19 protein-coding genes are annotated in these 18808 nt (G+C 65.3%); 3 read left to right on the top strand and 16 right to left on the bottom strand.

All coding sequences use genetic code 11. From position 1 onward, the window contains the following. Positions 1–139 precede the first annotated feature (139 nt). The 11 genes from QX094_RS00090 to QX094_RS00140 form a co-directional block, all read right to left on the bottom strand. Positions 140–1048, bottom strand: a complete 909-nt coding sequence (locus QX094_RS00090; RefSeq protein WP_315828416.1) for a flagellin — start codon at positions 1046–1048, stop codon at positions 140–142. Positions 1049–1063: 15 nt separating this feature from the next. Next, on the bottom strand, positions 1064–2821 hold the full coding sequence (gene flgK, locus QX094_RS00095) for a flagellar hook-associated protein FlgK (protein WP_316184472.1): 1758 nt from the start codon (positions 2819–2821) through the stop codon (positions 1064–1066). Between the two features lie 27 nt (positions 2822–2848). Further along, positions 2849–3301 carry a flagellar protein FlgN gene (locus QX094_RS00100; RefSeq protein WP_315718457.1) on the bottom strand — a complete coding sequence of 151 codons (453 nt, stop codon included), beginning with the start codon at positions 3299–3301 and terminating at the stop codon, positions 2849–2851. A 15-nt stretch (positions 3302–3316) separates the two neighbouring features. Next, positions 3317–3586: a hypothetical protein gene (locus QX094_RS00105; RefSeq protein ID WP_315754493.1), complete on the bottom strand. Its 270-nt coding sequence runs from the start codon at positions 3584–3586 to the stop codon at positions 3317–3319. Positions 3587–3588: 2 nt separating this feature from the next. Further along, entirely contained in the window at positions 3589–4827 is a 1239-nt protein-coding gene (flgE, locus tag QX094_RS00110) for a flagellar hook protein FlgE (RefSeq protein WP_315769942.1), read from the bottom strand. Between the two features lie 22 nt (positions 4828–4849). After that, the gene (locus tag QX094_RS00115) at positions 4850–5515 is read right to left on the bottom strand and encodes a flagellar hook assembly protein FlgD (RefSeq protein WP_315718454.1); all 666 of its coding nucleotides are present in this window, start codon (positions 5513–5515) and stop codon (positions 4850–4852) included. A gap of 364 nt (positions 5516–5879) precedes the next feature. Further along, positions 5880–6152, bottom strand: coding sequence for a hypothetical protein (locus QX094_RS00120; RefSeq protein WP_315754497.1), 273 nt, complete (start codon positions 6150–6152; stop codon positions 5880–5882). Positions 6153–6383: 231 nt separating this feature from the next. Continuing rightward, the gene (locus tag QX094_RS00125) at positions 6384–6809 is read right to left on the bottom strand and encodes a flagellar export chaperone FliS (protein WP_315828418.1); all 426 of its coding nucleotides are present in this window, start codon (positions 6807–6809) and stop codon (positions 6384–6386) included. Then, positions 6809–8524 carry a flagellar filament capping protein FliD gene (gene fliD / locus QX094_RS00130; RefSeq protein WP_316184473.1) on the bottom strand — a complete coding sequence of 572 codons (1716 nt, stop codon included), beginning with the start codon at positions 8522–8524 and terminating at the stop codon, positions 6809–6811. Before fliD ends, QX094_RS00125 begins: the two co-directional genes overlap by 1 nt. Positions 8525–8585: 61 nt before the next feature. Then, on the bottom strand, positions 8586–9410 hold the full coding sequence (locus QX094_RS00135; RefSeq protein WP_315718450.1) for a flagellin: 825 nt from the start codon (positions 9408–9410) through the stop codon (positions 8586–8588). Positions 9411–9548: 138 nt separating this feature from the next. Next, positions 9549–10253, bottom strand: coding sequence for an RNA polymerase sigma factor (locus QX094_RS00140; RefSeq protein WP_315754502.1), 705 nt, complete (start codon positions 10251–10253; stop codon positions 9549–9551). 940 nt (positions 10254–11193) lie between these two features. Between QX094_RS00140 and QX094_RS00145 the strand changes: the two genes are divergently transcribed. Both QX094_RS00145 and QX094_RS00150 read left to right on the top strand, forming a co-directional pair. Continuing rightward, positions 11194–12525 (top strand): hypothetical protein, encoded by a 1332-nt coding sequence (locus QX094_RS00145; RefSeq protein WP_316184475.1) that lies wholly within the window; start codon positions 11194–11196, stop codon positions 12523–12525. An 18-nt stretch (positions 12526–12543) separates the two neighbouring features. After that, the gene (locus QX094_RS00150) at positions 12544–13269 is read left to right on the top strand and encodes a formyltransferase family protein (protein ID WP_315718447.1); all 726 of its coding nucleotides are present in this window, start codon (positions 12544–12546) and stop codon (positions 13267–13269) included. Here the strand turns inward: QX094_RS00150 and bluB are convergent, their stop codons facing one another. Together bluB and QX094_RS00160 are read right to left on the bottom strand one after the other, a co-directional pair. Then, the gene (bluB, locus tag QX094_RS00155) at positions 13270–13926 is read right to left on the bottom strand and encodes a 5,6-dimethylbenzimidazole synthase (protein ID WP_315754509.1); all 657 of its coding nucleotides are present in this window, start codon (positions 13924–13926) and stop codon (positions 13270–13272) included. Beyond that, a complete protein-coding gene (locus QX094_RS00160) occupies positions 13923–15263 on the bottom strand; it encodes a cobyrinate a,c-diamide synthase (protein WP_316187409.1) in 1341 nt (446 codons plus the stop codon). Before QX094_RS00160 ends, bluB begins: the two co-directional genes overlap by 4 nt. 47 nt (positions 15264–15310) lie before the next feature. Between QX094_RS00160 and QX094_RS00165 the strand changes: the two genes are divergently transcribed. After that, on the top strand, positions 15311–16441 hold the full coding sequence (locus QX094_RS00165) for a cobalt-precorrin-5B (C(1))-methyltransferase (RefSeq protein ID WP_315754512.1): 1131 nt from the start codon (positions 15311–15313) through the stop codon (positions 16439–16441). On the opposite strand, the gene cobM is transcribed toward QX094_RS00165, so the two are convergent. The 3 genes from cobM to cbiE are packed head-to-tail and all read right to left on the bottom strand — an operon-like array spanning position 16411 to position 18805. Beyond that, positions 16411–17172, bottom strand: a complete 762-nt coding sequence (cobM, locus tag QX094_RS00170; RefSeq protein WP_316184478.1) for a precorrin-4 C(11)-methyltransferase — start codon at positions 17170–17172, stop codon at positions 16411–16413. The genes QX094_RS00165 and cobM overlap by 31 nt on opposite strands. Continuing rightward, the gene (locus tag QX094_RS00175) at positions 17169–17573 is read right to left on the bottom strand and encodes a cobalamin biosynthesis protein (protein ID WP_315754516.1); all 405 of its coding nucleotides are present in this window, start codon (positions 17571–17573) and stop codon (positions 17169–17171) included. The genes cobM and QX094_RS00175 overlap by 4 nt, the downstream gene beginning before the upstream one ends. Continuing rightward, positions 17570–18805: a precorrin-6y C5,15-methyltransferase (decarboxylating) subunit CbiE gene (gene cbiE / locus QX094_RS00180; RefSeq protein WP_316187412.1), complete on the bottom strand. Its 1236-nt coding sequence runs from the start codon at positions 18803–18805 to the stop codon at positions 17570–17572. Before cbiE ends, QX094_RS00175 begins: the two co-directional genes overlap by 4 nt. Positions 18806–18808: the final 3 nt, after the last annotated feature.

Below are 18808 nucleotides of genomic sequence, written 5' to 3' on the forward strand. Positions count from 1 at the left end.
ACCTCCGGCGCGGCGCATGGTTTCAATCGGCCGGGAATGCGGATCCCAAGGCCGGCCGCCGGCAAGGTCTAGGCCCGCCTGGCAGATCCGGCTCTGCTCGGGTCCCTGCGCCCTGCATCGCCGCGCGATAAGTCGGGGCTCAACGCAGGTAACTGGCCAGGTTCAGGCTCTGGATCTTGGAGATGGCGGTATAACTCGCCGTGAGCTGGGCTTGATAAGTCGAGAGCTGGGCGGTGACCGCCGCCACATCGACGCTGGTCAGGTCCGTCGCCAGGCTCTCGGCATAGCTCTTGTAATCGGTCTGCTGCGACTTCGCGCTCTCGATCCGGGACGCCGCATCGGAGAGCTTGGCCTGTACCGTGGCGACATCGTCCACCGCCTGATCGGCAAGCGACAGCGCGGAGGTGATGTCGGTTCCGGACAGGGTCGAGCTGTTGGCCACGAACTTCAGGACCCGCATGACCTCCTCGAACGCCGGATTGTCGGCAGTAACGCCATAGGTGACCGACTGCCCATCGGAAACCCGGACCGAGGCAAGCTCGCTGTCGCCCTGAAAATAGCTGGTATCCGTCGTGGTCAACGATCCCGTGCCGGAGGCGAAGCTCGACGTATCGACCGCCGCCGTCGCGGTCCGCGCACCGCCGAACAGATATTGCCCGTCGTACTGGGTGTTCAGAATGCCCGACATCTGCTGCAGCAACTGCTGCGCACTGCTGATCGCGGACGTGGTTCCCGTGCTGCTGCCGGAGCTCGCAGCGCTCAGGGCCGTGCGCAGCTGACTGACGATGTCCGACACCTGCCCCACGGCAGAGTACATGACCTGCACTTTGCTGTCCGCCAGAGTCGCAGCGTCGATGTAGGACTGCGCCCGCGCGACAGAGACCTGCAGATTGACGACGTGCTGGGTGTCGGCGCCGTAACCGGCGAGATACTCGGCCTTCAGCCCCGAGGCCTCCTGCACCTGGAGGTTGGCCATGGTCGCCTGCGTCCGCAGCGCGCCCGTGATCATCTGGTCGGAGTTCGAGAATGTCGCAATCCGCATCGTCATGATGTCCACTCCGGACTAGGTCGATTGCACGGCAGTGAGCAGCGACGAGAACATGCTGTTGACCACGGAGATCAGCTGCGAGGCGGCAGCGTATTTGTTCTGCAGCGAGCTCAGCCGCGCCGTCTCCTCGTCGAGGTTGACGCCCGATTGCGAGGACAGCGAACTGGCATAGCTCGACTGGGCCGTCGACTTCGCGGTGTAGGCAGTGGAGGCCTGCGACGCCTTGCTGGCGACATTGGCGACGATCGCCGCGGCGTAGTCGGCGAACGAGCCGGTCGTTGCGCTCAGGCCGCCAGCCGAGGCGAAGCTGGTCGAGCCGGTCAGCTTGTCAACGAGCGCGTCGATGACCGTCGCCGAGCCGGCCGTCAGCACCTGGCTGCCGGTCGTCAACGTCGCGGAGCCGTCGAGCGTGCCGGTGGGCAAACCGGCCGCGCCGCTCAGGATGCTGCTGTTGACGGCAAAATTGGCGGCGCTCGTGCCGGTGACGAGGTCATTCATGCCGAAATAGTCGGAGAAGCCGCTGCCGCCGACCGCGCTGGTCATGTCGTTGATCGCGATGCCGTTCGACGACGACGTGGCGCTGATCGACAGGTGTCCGCTGGAATCGATCGAGGCAGAGACCCCGGAGATGCCGTTGAGCGCCGTGACCAGATCGCCCACCGTCGCATAGGACGACAGGTCGAGATCCTCGTACGAAACGAGATTGCCGCTCTGGTCAGCCACGGCGATGCGGACCGTTCCGGACGCCGACAGGGCCGTCGTACTGCTGACGCTCGCCGACCCGGTCAGAGCGGTCGGAGGTGGAACGGCCGATGCGCCATTGGTGATCGCATTCAGCGACGATTTCAGCTGCGAGGCCAGCTGATCGAGCTGGGTCTGCGCGGCCGGCAGGGTCTCGTCCCGCAACGTGACTAGCGAACCGATCTTGCCCGACGTGATCTGCGACGTGACGTCGACGCCGTCGACCATGATGCCGCTGAAGCCGCCGGACGCATAGCTCGACGCCGCCGAGACATTCGCCGAGGCCGTATAGCTCAGCGTGTGCGCCGAGCTGTCGACGAGAGCTCGCCCCGACGAGGTATAGACCTGAAGGTCGCCGTTCGACGCCGCGTAGTAGCTGACGTTCATATAGGACGAAAGGTCCTGCAACGCGGCATTGCGCTCGTCCTCGAGATCGGCGGTCGATTGGCCGGACGCCGCCATCTTGCGGATCTCGACATTGAGATCGGCGATCTGTTGCAGGTCGTCGTTGGCGCTCTGAACCGACGACGCGATGTCCTTGTCGGCGTTGGCCCGCAACGTCTGCACACCGCTCGACGTGCTGCGCAGCTGGCTGGCGAAGTCATCCAGCGCGCTGACGACTGCCGATTGCAGCGAAACACTGCTGGGCGAGCTCGCCAGCGACGACAAGGCGGACTCCAGCGATGCCAGCGAGTTTGCCAGCGACGTTCCCGTCGTCGAGGTGCCGGATGGGGACGCGCTGCCGAACAGCTGCTGCAGTTGCGTCAGATAGTTGTTCGTGGTGTCGGCCGCGCCGAGCTCCGAATTGGCTCCGATCAAGGATTTCAGCAGCAGCTTGTCGACATTGCTCGAAATGCCGGTAATGGAAACGCCGGTCCCGATTCCGCCGGTCACGTTCGTGACCTGGTTGGCCGTCTTCTGCGTATACCCCTTCGTGTCGGCGTTCGAGATGTTCGACGACGCCACGCTGATCTGCAGCTCCGTGGCCGAGATGCCGCTGAAGGCGACCAGCCGTGCTATGTCGAGCGACATTGCCCTACTCCCGCTGTTGGCTGGCCATCACGCCCTCACGTTGGTTCCACAGGACGTCGCACGCGCGGTACGACGTCCACCGGCGCCATAGGGCGAGGCATTCGCGATCTGCTCGCGGATCGCCTGCATCACCGCCTCGATGCGACGATTGCTGGCTTCGATCGCAGCCCGCAGCCGAACGAGGTTCTCGTCCATCGCGCCACGAAGGTTGAAGATGTGCTCCATGAGCTGCTCGCGCAGCACACGGTCGCGGACGTCGAGGCTCGCCGTTCGCCTGGCGCATTCGGCGACCCGCTGCTCAAACAGCCCGGCGAGCCGATTCTTGTCGTCGAGCTGCTTGGAACGCGAGGCCGGGAGCCCTTTGGCAAGCTCCGCATTCTCCTCCGACACCACCGCGATGAGTTCGTCGATCAGCGCGATCAAGGTCCGCACTTCATCTTCGCTGGCCGGCCGCTGATCGGCCTGAATTGCGTGTTTCATCCTGTCGCTCCCATCCTACTGTTCACGCTGCGGTCGGCGGCTGATCTGCGCGACACGGGCGTAGGTATTCAGCGCCGTCACCCTCACGGTGGCGACCTTGAGCTCTTCGTCGAGCAGCGCGCATTCACGCAGCAGCTTTCGTCGGACCGTTTCGATATCGTCGATCAAGGCCAGCAGTTGCGCGCGGTCGTCCTTGCCGGCGGTCGCAGCGCGCAGTCTCAGCCGCTGCAGCCTCTTCAGCAGAGCCTCGCCCTCGCCGAGCCGCTCCCTCTTCAGGTCGGCCATGATCACCTCATCGACGAAATCAGCGTGTCGTACATCTTGTTGACGGCCGAGATCACCTGCGATGCCGCCGAATAGGCCTGCTGAGCCGAGATCATGTTGCTGAACTGGCCCGTGGTGTCGGTCGTGCTCGATTCCAGCTCACTGCCGTAGATGGTTCCTGCACCATTCTCGCCGGACGCCTGCAGGGTCGCATTGCCCGACGTCGCCGTCGACGTGTACATGCCGCTGCTATGCGCCACGAGACCATTGGGATCGGCGAAGGTCGCTACCGCGAGCTTGTAGATCGGAACCGTCTGTCCGTTGGAATAGGTCGCCTCGACGAGACCATTCTTGCCGACCGAAATGCTGCTCAGCGTGCCAAACGAGATGCCATCGGAATTGGCGCTGAAGTTGGAGACGCTCGGCGTCGTGCTGCCGGACGACAACTGGGTCAGGCCGTCGGTACCGCCGCCGGTGGTGCCGAAGCTGAGCGCGATCGAGCTCGCCGCGGCGCCGTTGTTCCAGGTGATACCGAGATTGGTCGAGGAGACCGTGCTGAGCGAACCATCTGAGTTGAAATCGATCGTATAGGTGCCGCTCGTCACGGTGCCGTCCGACGCCGTCGCCGGCGCGAAATCAGCGGTCCATTCGTTCGCCGTCGCCCCCTTGGTCCAGGTGACGTTGAGCGTGTGCGATTGCCCCAGCGAATCGTACACGGTCATCGAGCTGCTGAAGGTGTCTCCGCTCGCGGCATCGGCCGGCAGGTTGGCCGCAAGCGACGTCTTGGTCGTCGCCCCACCATTCGTCAGCGCCACCTTCGTATTGACCGGCTCGAGGCCGTTGCCGACCACGTTGCCGGTTGCATCGGTGCGCCAGCCTTCGAGATAGTAGCCGTCGTTCTCGAGATAGCCGGCATTGTCGGTGGTGAACGCGCCGTTGCGGGTGTAGAAAGTCTCGCCTCCGGCCGAAGTCGAGTTGGTCGCGACGAAGAAACCCGAGCCCTGGATTGCGACGTCGGTCGCGTTGGTGGTGGCGGCCAGCAGCCCCTGCTGCGTGATGTTGGCACGGCCGGAGACCGAGACGCCCCCCGAGGAATAGGCTTTCGAACTGCTCGATGCCGTCACCAGCTGCTCGAACAGGCCGGAGGTGGTCTTGTATCCGGTCGTATCGGCGTTGGAGATGTTGTCGCTGATCATGGCGAGCGACGAACTCTGCGCATTGAGCGCCGAGATCGCCGATGACAGGGCTCCAGAAAGACTCATAATTGTACTCCGGGTAATGCCGTCAGGAGGTGACGCCGATGATGTTGCTGGCGCTGACAGGAACGCCGCCGACGGTGAGCGAGGGCGTGCTGGTCGAGGTGTCGATGCCGGTTACGGTCCCGGTGACCGTCGTGTAGTTGAGGACCGAGGTGCCCGCGGAGTCCGTCGCCGTCACGGAGATCGTGTACTGGCCGCCGTCGCTGAGCTGATTGCCGCTGGAATCGGTGCCGTCCCAGGTGATCGAATTGGCGCCCTTGTTGCCGGTCCCGGTGCCGGTCCAGACCGTGCTTCCGGAGGAATCCTTGATCGAGATCGAAACGTTCGATGCCGCCGACGACAGCGAATAGCCGAACGTCGCCGAGCCGTTCGATAGAACGGCGGTGTCACTCTTGGCCTCGACGGTGTGACCGATGTAGTTCACCGAATTCAGCGTCACCAGGCTCGAGAACGAGCCGGCCAGCGAGGTCATGCTGCTGTTGAGCGACTGCTGCGAGGTGTAGTTGGCGTAGGACGTCATCTGGTTGATGAAGTCGGTCACGCTGGTCGCGTTGAGCGGATCCTGGTTCTGGAGTTCGCTCACCAGGAGCTGAAGAAAGTCGGTCGAGCTGAGCGTCGTACGAGATGTGTCGCTGGATGATGAGGTCGATGAGGTGGTCGCAGTCGACGAACTCGCGGCGGAAACGGTCATGGCAGAACTCCGGCTCGCGCCGCGAACGGCGGCGGGACACAGCACGACCACGCGGTCGTGAAGGCGTTTGCTGATCAAACGGCCGGAGCGCCGATTCCAGGCGCACAATTAGTCGGTCGAATTAGTTGATCCGACGGCAGATTTTGCCGCTGCGCGGTTGCGCTGGGTGGGCAAAAATCGCCTGGTGCGAGGCCCCGATCTGCATCGGCGCGACGGCTCGCCGTCGCCGCACTCGGGCGCCTGGACTCGCGCGCAAGAGAGCTCGACAGATTGAGCGAGATGACTGATGCGATGGTGTTGCGCTTCCAGCGCCGAAGTCCAACCGGCCAAAGCGTAGCCGCCCAAGCTCGGCCCTGGCTAGGGCTCAGCCAGGCTGGTGGGCGTCGGCCGGGGCGGTTGCCGCTTCCTCTTGGGTCAGGCGATGGGCCGCAGCAAGGATGCGCGACGTCAAGCCCGCGGGTGCACGCGCCGGCGGCGACGAAAGCGCCTCACGAACAAGACGTGCCTCGGACAGCAATCGATCGGCTTCGGGAGAGGATGCCAGCAGGTCAGCAGCTGACTGACGCTGCTCCGCTGGCCAGCGCGAGATGTCCTCACCCAGCCTGCCGATCAGATCCTCGAATTCCCTGACGTCCATCGTCCGCCCAATCCAGCGCTTCCAGCTTGGTCATAAAGCATTCAGCCCGCGAACGAAATTGATATCGGCAATTGTGGCGATCGACCGCAACCGGACACGGAAAACTCCGTACTTTTCGGGAGCCGTATGCACGCGAGGCCGCACTGGATACCGAAACGGGAGACAATGCAGCCCGTTTCTGATCCGTTTCCCAAGATTTCCGCGGTGCGGCAGGGGCCTGATTCGCCAGAGCTACCGAGGGTTGGCCGAATCACCGGCCGCTCGCTTTCCCCGGGTTGCCGCCTCGACAGCCTCCCACGCCTCCCGCAGTTCCAGCAGACTTTCGGTGATCCGCTGGAAATTCTCGCGCATGTGAGGTCGACCGTAGGCCCGCAGCGCGGCCACGATCAGGGCGTTGTAGGTTCCGAACAGCTGGTCGGCGACCGGCCCGCCGCGCGTCGGATCGAGGTGAAGGCTCAATCCGCGCAGAATGGCCGTCGCCCGGGTCACATGGATGTGCCCCTCCTCGAAGCGGCGAGCCTCCTGCGCCTGCAGCGACTTCTGCAAGCTCATCATCGCTCCGTTGAGCAGCATGATGACGGCCCGCAGCGGCGGAACGGCCACCGCAGCGCCGCGATAGGCCTGACTTGCGAATTGCGCCATCGAATTCTGGGTCATCAGTTACTCGAACTCGCGTTGAGAAGGGCTTTCAGATAAGTGAGCGTGTTGTTGGCGCTCTCGATCGCAGCCTGATATTTGGCGTACTGCGCCGTAAGCTGCGTCTGGAACGTGGAGGCCGAGCTCTTGATGTCATCGACCTTGGCCTGCATCGTGTCGTCCTGCGAGGTCAGATTATCGATCAGCGTCTGCAGCGATCCCGTGCTGGATGATGCGGTCTTGGCGATCTGGTAGATCTGGGTCGCGAGCCCCTGTGTGGAGGTCACGGTGATCGATTGCGACGTCGAGCCGGCATAGGTGAAGGCCATCCCGGCATAGATCGTCCCGGAATTGCCCACGATCGTGTTGCCGCTCACCGTGAACAGGGAGCTGTCGCCACCGACGGACGCCGCCGAAAGATTTCCCGACGAATCCACCGTCAGATCAAGGGTGAACGACTGCGGCGACGACCCGGTATTGACCACGCTGAGCTGGCTCGACGAGGTCTTGGTCTGCGCCGACAACAACGTCGTCACGCCGCTCAGATTGGTGCTGAGGATCGTCGACAGCGTGCTGGTATCGAGTTCGAGCTCGTTCTTCTCGTTGAACGACAGGCCAAGGTCGGCCATCGTCAACCCGCCGACCGAGGTTCCGAGCACGGCCTGAAGCGAATTCATGATGTCGCGCATGGTGCCGTCGCCGAACAGGACGGAGCTCGAGGACGCCGTCCCGTCTGAATTGGTGGTCTGCTGCGCGATCACGGCATCGCGGAATGCATTGTAGTCGGTAACGAATGTCTGCAATGCCGACGAGATCTGGCTCGTGTCCGTCCCGATCGTGACGGTCAGCGTCGTTCCGGACGGGGTCGCCTGCAGCAGGTCGAAGGTGACGCCACTGAGAACGTCGGTGATGTCGTTGGTATCGCGCGTCAGGCTGATCCCATCGAGCGTGAATTCCGCTGCCTGCGCGGTCTGCAGCACCGTCGCGAAGGCTCCCGAGCTGTCGGTCACCCCGAGCTTGTTGAGGATGTCGTCCCCGGACGAGCTTGCATAGGTAATGTCCGCCGCATCCTGGGTCCCCGTCAACACCAGCTGATAGGACCCGCTCGATACCTGGACGATCGACGCCTCGACATTGGTCGTGGAGCTCTGGGCATTGATCGCGTCGACGACATCCTGCAGCGACATGCCGCTGGTGATGGTGATGTCGGCCGTGCTGCCCCCGGACAGGCCGAGCGAGAACGTACCGGAATAGCCGAGTGCCGCGGTCTGGCTCGACTGCGTCGCGCCCGTCACCTTGTGAGCCGTGGCGACCTGGCTGATCGTCAGCGTGTGGCTGCCGGTCGCGGCTCCGTTGCTCACCGACATCGACAGAGCCGATGAGGCGCTGACGTCGCCGGTCGCGCTGATGGTGGCGGCCCGCGTGGCGAAGGCGTTGGTCGCAAGCGAGTTCACCATCGACGTCGCCAGTGACGACAATCCAGATGACAGCGTCTTCAGCGCGGTCTGCAGCGTCTGATACGCCGTGATCTTGGCCTCATTGGCCGTGATCTTGGTCGAGATCTGGGTCGCCTGGGTGAGCTTGGCATTGACGGCGGACTCGATCAGCGCGGTCCAGTCGATCGTGCTCGTCGTGCTCGTGCCCGACGTCGTGAGCGAGCTGCTCGAGCTCGCCGACGATGATGAAGACGACGACGTCGTGCTGCTCGTGCTCGAGGTTGCGCTGCTCACCGTCATCCGTCGTCGTCCTCCAAGGAAGAAGCCGGACCGGCGAGGCGCCGGCCCGGCAGATCACGGCTCAGCCCAGCAGCTTCAGGAGGTACTGCGGGATCTGGTTGGCGGCGGCTTCCGCCGACACCGCGGCCTGGGTCTTCACCTGCGCCGACGACAGCTTCGCCTGCTCGGACGCGATGTCGACGTCCTTGATCGCGGAATTGGCCGATTGCAGGTTCTGCGTCTGCGTGGAGATCGAGTCGGCCGAGAAGTTGAAGCGCGACTCCTGCGCGCCGATGTCGGCGCGGGCCTTCGACACGGTGTCGATCGCGGTGTCGAGAGCGGTCAAGGCTGCGGTCGCGCCGGTCTGGGTGCTGACGTCGAGCGACGAGACGCCGAGCGTGCTCGCGGTGAGATCCGACAGCGTGATGTTGATGGTGTCGGACGCGGACGAGCCGACCAGGACCGAGACGCCCGACGAGAAGGTGCTGGTGCCGTCGAGCAGGCTCTGGCCGCTATAGCGCGTTCCGGTCGCGATCGACGAGATTTCACTGGTGAGCTGCGAGAATTCCGACTGGATGTAGGTGCGGCTAGTTCCGACCGTGGTGCCCGATGCGGACTCGGAGGCCAGCGACTTCATGCGCGCCAGGATGTCGCTGATGTTGGATGCGCCACCATCCGCGGTCTGCAGGATCGACGTCGCCTGCGCCGTGTTGGTCGCGGCCTGCTGCAGCGTGGTGATGTCCGACGAGATGCGCGTCGAAATGGCGAGACCGGCCGCGTCGTCCGAGGCTGACGTGATGCGCGAACCGCTCGACAGCTTGGAGAGCGAGCTCGTCTCCTGGTTGGAGTTGATGTTCAGGTAGCGGACGGCGGAGTTGGCGGCGATGTTGGTGGAAATTGCGGGCACGGTGAGGACTCCTGAGTGATCGGCAAAGCACGCCGCATCGTGGAAGGACTGACGGTGCGGATCGGCCCCGTCTGACCGATCAAACGGAAGCGCCTGAGGGAATCAGGCGGGAATTCTCCCGCGACGGGATTTTTATGGTTAGCAATCCGTGAAGGCGCCGCGAATGTCGCGCTCGTGACGCCGCAGCATGTCGCGCAGATGCTGGCGTCCCCGTTTCAACAGCGACTCCACGGCGGCCACTGTCGTGTCCATCACCTCGGCGATCTCGCCGTTGCTCATGTTCTCGTGATACGACAGGATCACAGCGATCCGTTGCTGTTCCGGAAGCCGCTGCATCGCTCCCTCCAGGAGGTCGCTGAGCTCCGCACGCTCGATGACGCTCACTGCATCCGGCTTGCCGTCCGCAACCTCGGGCACCACATCGACATTCTCGGTCCGCGGCTTGCGCCGGATGTCGATGCAGCGGTTGCTGACGACGCGATAGAGCCAGGTCGAGAATTTGGCGCGGCCGTGCTGCCACCGCCCGCGGTGCGTCCAGACCTTCAACATCGTATCCTGCACGACGTCCTCTGCATCGGCAGCATTGCCGACGATGCGCAACGCAATCGCATAGGCGCGGTCGATGTGGCGCTCGACGAGGAGACGAAATGCGAGTTCCTCTCCGGTGGCCAGCCGGTCGAGCAGATCCTTGTCCTCGTCAAAGATCGCAGCCTCGCCTGGCGGCGCGGAGTCGGGAACGGTGCTGGCCGACTCGCTCGACAGCAGCGTCGCAACGTCCGGCGCCTCCGGCTCCTTCGAAGATACGCCATCGGCCGGGGCCCAGACGTCCAGCGCGTAGCTCATTTCCGAATCTCCAACCCGCAATGCCGATTACGCAATTCGCAGACGGCTTCCGATCGTTGAACGCTGCGATCGAGAGAAGCAGGCGAAGATTTTTTGTGACTTTTCAGGTAGTTAGATGGAATGTTTTGCCTAGGGACAGGCAAATTCTGCCGCACTCGGATCGAGCGCTCGACGGTCGTTGAGAAGGAAAGGCCGATGTTCGGCATGGCGGGGATTTCATTCCGGAAGACGAATTCAGCAGAAAACGCGAGCCGCAACGCTTACTAACAGCATCCGTGGATGCGTACCGCGCACGCCAAATCCGCGCTCGCGCAAGGTCCGGAATTCTTGCGAAACGATCATCTCGCCCGGCAATTTTTTCCGAATCACCTCGACGAAATTATCTCATTTTTCGACTCTGTCAGTTGCCGCAGACGCGATTTTTGAATCGCGTGACGATTTTTGCGACATGACGCGCCTGATCTGTCGCGTTCTTACGTTGTAGTTGCTGATGACGCGACAAATGAAGCGAACGACGTGATGCGTCGCGCGCCATCGACACGCGCCTGGATGTCCATCGATGTCCATAGCGTCACCGAATGTTGCTGAATGTTTCGATCGATACAGACTCTCCGGAGCGGAGTTGCGTTCAACGTATCAGCGTGAAGCGCGGGATCCGCGCAGCGATCGCTTTTGCGCGCCCAATCGCTCACGTCAGTGCTGGTCAACTTGATCAGACCGGACGCGAATGCTCGTACTTCCGCTTCTGCAATCACGATGTCGATTCAACCGTTCGGGTTTCGAGCGGCGCGCCCGGCAACATTGCGAAACGAAGTTCGCGTTTTCCGTGTCGAGAGCCTCGTCCTACGCGCATCATCGCAATTCATCAGTGCAAGCACATGCGCGATCGACGCGCCTGATTGGCTGACGTGGTCCGTTTGATTGTGCAGGAGGACCCGGCATGACGCGACAAGGCCCGAAGACCATTGACGACGACCCGCTGCAAGCCCTGCGCGCTCTTGGCGTCAAGCTCGGTCAGCAGCAAGGTCGTCGTCTCCAATGGCTGTCGAGGACGTTCGGGCCGCCGATTCACTGCGGCGACCGTCCGTCGCTTGGCCGTGGCCGTACGGTCGTCCTGCTCGACCCGCCGACGGGCGCGGGTGCCGAACTGCTGCATGGCTCGCTGACAACGTATGACGCCGTGGTCATCCCCTTCGGCGAAAATCCTGCGTTCGATTTCCTGAAATCCAAGTTGACCGCGTTCGGTACCGTCGGCACCTCAGCCGACGGTCCGCATGAATTGTGGTGGGGCGGCCGCGACTGGCCTGCTCCGGAGGCGGCACCCGCAGCCGCGATGCGTGTCGTGTCCTGCCATCCAACGACCGTCGGCGACCTGCACGTCTATCATCTCAGACGCTCGCTGCAGCGGTTCGGGCTCCCATTCGACATCGAGGCGATCGATCGACGCCCCGGCGAGCGTCTGAGCGCTGCCGACAAGGCCGACTTCATCGCGCGGATGTGGCAGCGTCACCGCGAGCCGCTGTTGTACGTCGAGGCCGACGTGATGTTTCAAGCCTCCCCGGACCTTCCTCATCTGACGGGCTGCGACTTCGCCGTCCATAAGTGGAACGGCTGGGAGATGTCGCCGCGCACCCTCTATTTCGGTCGCTCCAAGGCGGCCGAGACAATGCTGACGACCTGGCGCGAGATCGCCTCGTCATACCCCGATGTCTGGGGCGGCTATCTGATCGACCAGGCCTGGAGTGCGGTAACGTCTCAGATCGCGCTCGACACGGTCTGGCTTCCCCGCAGCTTTCATGCCGTTGCAGGGGAAGCCGGGGTCCGCAACGCGACGATCGTGCACAATCTGAAGCCGACCAAGGCTGATCTTGGTCCCGACCCGGACTTCGCCGAGGTGGCGCGGTCGCCGCGGCGGGCTGGGCGCGTCGGCGCGCTGGAGTCGCTGCTCGTGGTGCGCTCGAGAGTGAAGTCCGACCGGGGCATCACGGTCATCCTGCGCGACGTCGAACGCAGTAGCGCACGCGCAACGGCTGACAGCATCGAGAGGCTGACCAGCGCCTTCGTCGCCGATTGCGGCGGCTTTGGCCGCCTCGAGCTTTCGCTGTGCTCGTGGCCGCCGGAGGTTCGCATCGCGAGGGAGGCCGCTTTGCTGGCCGACAACATGGTGCTCGAGATCATCCCCGGTCAGGAACTGCCGGCCGATCTGTTCGCCGCCACCGCCGCCTCGGAAGCGACGCGCCGGCCCGCCAGCTTCAACGCCCATCGCCACTGACGCCAGCCAGGACAAATCATGTTCGACACCATCATCCTTCTCACCGGCAGCCGCGACCAGCAGCTCGCATTGTCGGAGCTCCTGCGGGCGCACAACCCTGCCCTCGCATTCCGTTTCGCGGTCAGCCTGCAGGACATCGAAGCCATCGAGCGCGACGTGCTCGGCAGATCCCGCCTGCTTGCCTTCACGACCGGCGTCATCGTGCCCGCCGCCATCCTTCAGGCGGTCGGCCACGGCGCCTACAATTTTCATCCGGGCCCGCCGGATTATCCCGGCTGGGCACCGGCCCATTTCGCGATGTACGACGGTGCGACGCGCTTCGGCGCGACGGCCCATGCGATGGAGGCCCGGGTCGACTGCGGCGCGATCGTCGGTGTCGAGACGTTCGACATCCCGCGAGGCGTCGATGTCCGCGGCTTGGAGCAGATGACGTTCGTGCGGCTCGCCTATCTGTTCTGGCGGATGTCGCGCGACCTCGCCTGCCATGCCGGCCCGCTGCCGGCACTCGGCACCGGTTGGAGCGGCGCGAAGAGCACCCGGCAGATGTACGCCGCCATGTGCGACATGCCCGTCGACATCGATCCGGCCGAAATGGCGCGCCGCATCCGCGCCTTTCACGACGATTTCCGCGGCATTCCACTGACCCTCAACCTGCACGGCACACGGTTTCAGCTCATGCGCGCCGCGGACGCTGTCGGCGAGCCGATGACGGTTGACGCACCGGCGCTGGCGCTCGCATCGTGACTAGCGCTTGAGCGGCTTGATCACGGTCTGGTCGAGCCGCGTTTCCCAGCCGTGACGTTCCAACTCGGGATCGTCATGCTCCTCCTGCGGCCAGCCGACGCAGAGATACGCAATCAGGCTCCAGTCGGACGGCAACTCGAGTTCACGACAGACAGCCGCCGGGTCCAGGATCGACACCCAGCCGACGCCGAGACCTTCCGCGCGCGCTGCCAGCCAGAACGTCTGGATCGCGGCCACCACCGAGTAGCGGAGCGTTTCCGGCATCGTGGCGCGGCCGAGACGATGGCCGGTGGCAGCGCCCTCGTCGGCACAGACTGCGAGATGGACCGGCGCCTGCGTCAAGCCTTCCAGCTTGAGTCTTGCATAGAGCGCGCGGCGCTCACCATCATAGCCGGCGAGCGCGGCCTGGTTCGCGTGCTGGAAGTTCTCGATGACCGTCGCGCGGCGTTCAGGGCTCTCGACGAGCACGAACCGCCAGGGCTGGCAGAAGCCGACGGATGGCGCATGGGACGCGAGCGCGAGCAACTGTTCGATCAGCTCTGGGGAGACCGGATCGGCGCGGAAACGGCGGACGTCGCGACGCCAGCGCACCAGCTCGGCAAAGCGCTGCCGGAATGTCGCGTCGAACTGCGGAGGGCTTCGGCCTGGCTCGCTCATGCGCCCTCCCCGCTCAGGACGTGCAGGAACGATCCGGTCACCGACCCGCGCCGGGCGCCGTGCTCGGCGACAACGCCGCCCGACGCATCGCGGCACGCGATCAGCGGATCGTCTGCCTCGCTCAGGATGGTTGCATAGTGGAATTCGTGACCGTGAACGACGGCCCCTCTTCCGCCGAGACTGCAGTCGGCCAAGAGCGTCGCTTGACGATAGCCGAGATGCAGGCGGCGGCGCGCGAACGACGTTTCCAGCGACAGCAGCCCGGCCATCGCATGCCGGACACCGTGAGCATCCTCGAGTCCTGTCCCCAGCGTCATGTAGCCGCCGCACTCACCGTGGATCGGCACGCCGCGTAACGCCATCGCGCGCAACGCATCGAGGAACGACCGCGCCGAGGCCAACCGTCCCGCATGCAATTCGGGATAGCCGCCTGGCAGCCAGACCGCGTCGGCTGCGGGATCGGGAGCCTCGTCGTTCAACGGCGAGAACGGAATGGTCTCCGCGGCCTGAGCGCGCCAGTGCCGGAGGAGGTGCGGATAGCTGAACGAGAAGGCGGCATCTGCTGCGAACGCGATGCGCTGTCCGGGCGGTTTGAGGCCGAGGCTGGATGTCTGCGCCGCCAGATCGGGCGCGCGGATCGGGTTCGCGAGAGCGAGCAGCGCGTCGAGATCGACCGATCCGGACACGCTGGCCGCGAGACGCTCGAGATGGGCCTCGATGGCCGTGATCTCCTGGGCCTGGACCAGGCCGAGATGACGTTCCGGCAAGGTCAATTGCGCGTCCCGCGCCAGAGCGCCGAGGACCTTGATTCCGATAGCCGCGAACGCCGGCTCGATGAGCGCTCGGTGGCGCTCGCTCGCGACCCGATTGAGGATCACCCCGGCCACGCGAACATCGTCGCGAAAACGCGCGCAGCCGAGCGCGACGGCGGCGGCCGTCTCGGTCTGCCCACTGACATCGAGAACGAGCACGACTGGCCAGCCGGTCAGGGCTGCGAGATCCGCGGCCGAGCCGCTGCCCGCGCGCCCGGGATGTGACGCACCATCGAACAGGCCCATGACGCCCTCGATGATGGCGATATCGGCGTCGGCGGCAACGCTGCAGGCAAGCCCGAGCAGTTGCCGCGCCGACATCGCCCAGCCGTCGAGATTGTAGCTCGTCCGTCCTGCAGCGGCCGTGTGATAGGCAAGATCGATATAGTCCGGGCCGCATTTGAAGGGTTGCACGCGCGCGCCGCGCCGGCTGAGCGCACGCAAGAGCCCGAGCGTGACCGTCGTCTTGCCGGCGCCGGAACGCGGCGCGGCGATGATGATTCCGTTGGGCGCCACCATGGTCATGGCCGCAACGCCGTCGAGGCATGGCAAAATGTGCTATGCGAGCGGACATGATGGAAACCGTGGATCCGCCGAACCGACCGCTGAAGCGTGGCTGGACGACCGGCAGCTGCGCCACGGCCGCGGCGCGCGCCGCCTACGAGCTGCTGATCACGGGCAACTGTCCTGCCATGGTCGAGATCGCCCTGCCGGGCGGACGTCGCGTCGGCTTTGCGATCGCGATGCATGAGGCCGACGGCACCAAGGCAACCGCGGGCGTGGTCAAGGACGCCGGCGACGATCCTGATGTCACGCACGGTGCGCTGGTCAAAGCGACTTTGCGGCGCGGTGCAGACAATTCCGGCGTGACGTTCCGCGCCGGCCCCGGCGTCGGCACAGTGACGCGACCGGGATTGCCGCTGCCGCCGGGAGAACCTGCGATCAATCCGGTGCCGCGCGAGATGATCGCGGCGGCGATCAATGAGGCCGCTGCCGCGCTCGGCGCGGCGCGCGATGTGGCCGTCGAGATCTCCATTCCCGGCGGCGAGGAGCTCGCCAGGAAGACGCTGAACCCGCGGCTCGGCATTGTCGGCGGCCTGTCGATCCTCGGCACCACGGGAATCGTGGTGCCGTTCAGTTGTGCTGCCTGGATCCACTCCATCTATCGCGGTATCGACGTCGCGCGCGCGGCTGGCCTGCCGCACATCGCCGGCGCGACGGGAAGCACGTCCGAGAAGGCCGTGCAGCAGCTCCATGGCCTGCCGGAGACGGCGCTGATCGACATGGGCGATTTCGCCGGCGGCATGTTGAAATATCTGCGCCGGCATCCGGTCGCACGCGTCACCGTGGCCGGCGGCTTCGCCAAGATGACCAAGCTCGGCCAGGGCCTGCTCGACCTGCATTCGCGCGCCGGCGAGGTCGATCTCGGCTGGCTCGCGAACACGCTGCATGACGCGGGGGCGCCGGCCACGCTGGTCACGAGCGCGCGCACGGCCAACACCGCGCTGCAGGTGCTGCAGGAGGCCGAGCGGGTCGGATTTCCCGCCGGCGAGGCCGTCGCGCTCGCCGCCTGGAAGACGGCGCGGCGTGCGCTGGGCGACAACGACATGGCCCTCGACGTCGCCGTGTTCGACCGTGACGGCCGGCTGGTGGGACAAAGTCAGGGACCGGCTCATTCGCCCCTCCCGCGGAAGCGCCGCTGATAGCCGGTATCGTACAGCGCGCTGTCGCGAAAATCCTCGGCTGCGAGCGCGCGGCCCACGAGGATCAGCGCGGTCCGCTCCACGGCGGAAGCCGCGGCTCGTCCGACGATCGTCGCCAGCGTGCCGGTCAGGACCAACTGATCCGGCCAGCTCGCGCGATAGACGATTGCCACCGGACAGTCGTCACCGTAATGCGGCCGCAGCTCGTCAACGACTTTATCGAGAACGTGGATCGAGAGATGGATGGCGAGCGTGGCGCGCGACTGCGCGAACAGCGAGAGCTGCTCCGTCTCCGGCATGGCCGACGCGCGGCCGGACGTCCGCGTGAGCACCACCGATTGGGCGAGGCCCGGCAAGGTCAGTTCGCGGCCAAGCGCGGCGGCAGCCGCCGCGAACGACGGCACGCCCGGTGTGATCGTGTAGGGGATCCGCAACGCATCGAGGCGCCGCAATTGCTCGCCGAGCGCGCTCCAGATCGAGAGATCGCCGGAATGCAGTCGCGCCACATCTTCGCCCGCGAGCGTGGCGCGCTCGATTTCGGCGACGATCTCGTCGAGCGACATCGGTGCCGTGTCGACGATACGCGCGCCGGGTGGACAATGATCGAGCAGCGCCCGAGGGACCAGCGAGCCCGCATAGAGACACACCGGGCAGCGCGCGATCAGGTCGCGGCCGCGCAAGGTGATCAGGTCCGGCGCGCCTGGACCCGCGCCAACGAAATGCACCGTCATGAGGCAGGCTCCGCAACAATGGCGCCGTCGCCCTCCGCCACCGCGCAGGTCGCTACGGCGTTTGCGACGCGCACGAGGATCAGCCGGGCATTCACGCCGGCGGCAGCGAGCGCCGCCGTCTCGGCAACCGAAGGTACACCCTTCAAGCACCTGACGCGATCGCTCCGCGTGATCGCGCGATCGGCAACAGCCGCCATGTCAGCAGAGGCGATGGCGACGAGCGGACGGCCAAGCCGCTGCGCGGCGCAGATCACGCCAGGCTCACTGGCCTTGTCAGCCGCAGTGGCGAGCACCGACACGTCTGCGGGCGCGAGGCGCGCAAGCGAGAGCGCATGCGCGATGACCGCCTCGATATCTGCGACGTCGGCGGCACGCCGGCAACCAATCCCGAGCGCGATCATGGCTTCGTCACCCGCCACTGCGTGATCGGCATGGCCTGCCGCCAGCCATGCATGCGGCCAACCGGCTCGATGCGCGAAACGGCGATGCGGATCAGTTCACCGCCATGCTGGCCGAACAACGCGCTGAGCCGCGTCTCGCCTTCGAGCGACACCACGTTGGCGACGAGGCGGCCGCCGGGTTTCAACCGCGACCAGACGGCTTCGAATACCCCCGCTTCCGAAATGCCGCCGCCGATGAAGACCGCATCCGGCGTTTCGAGATCCGCCAGCACCGCTGGCGCGCGCCCCGTCACCAGTGTCAGCTCGGGAGTGCCGAGCGCCAGCGCGTTGCGCATCGCCCGGTCGGCCCGGTCCTGGCGCGCCTCGATGCCGATTGCGCGCAACGAGCCATGACGCAGCAGCCACTCGATTGCCACCGAACCCGAGCCCAGCCCGACGTCCCACAACAGCTCGCCCGGACGCGGCGCCAGGGCCGACAACGTCACGGCGCGGACCTCGCGCTTGGTCAACTGGCCGTCATGCTCGAACAGGTCATCGGCAAGACCGGCGGTCAGCGGGATCACGGGCGCGTCAACCTCCGCGTCGACATCGATCGCGATCGTCGTCAGCGGATGAATATCAGAGAGATCGAACGCGTCGGCCGACGCGCTGCGCACCCGTTCGTGCGCGCCGCCGATCGCTTCCAGCACCGTCAGGCGCGAGCGTCCCATGCGGCGTGAGGTCAGCAGCGCGGCGAGCCGTGCGGCAGTGGAACCGTCCCAGGCCAGGGCCAGAATGCGCGCCGCCGGCGCGAGATGGCGGATGATCCCTTCGAGCGGGCGGCCGTGCAGCGTCACCTGCGCCACATCCTGCAGCGGCCAGCCGAGCCGTGCCGCTGCGAGGCTGAAGGCCGAGGGCTGCGGGACGCAAAGCATCTCGGCGGACGCGAAACGCTGCATCAGCTGCTTGCCGACGCCGTAGTTGAAAGGATCGCCGCTTGCGAGAACGACGACGGGCTCTCCCCGTCGCGCCGCGATCTGGTCGAACGCGAGCTTCAGCGGGCTGGGCCACGCCAGCCGTTCCCCCGCAATCAACGGCGCCGCAAGCTCGAGATGGCGCGCGCCGCCGACCACGAGCGCCGCCTGCGCGATGAGACGTCGTGCAGACGTTGAGAGACCGTCAATACCATCCTCGCCAATCCCGACGATGGACAGCCAGCGCTGCGCGTTGCAAGTTGCGGCCGAGTTCACCATGGA

The organism is Bradyrhizobium sp. SZCCHNS1050 (assembly GCF_032484785.1).
Classification (GTDB): Bacteria; Pseudomonadota; Alphaproteobacteria; order Rhizobiales; family Xanthobacteraceae; genus Bradyrhizobium.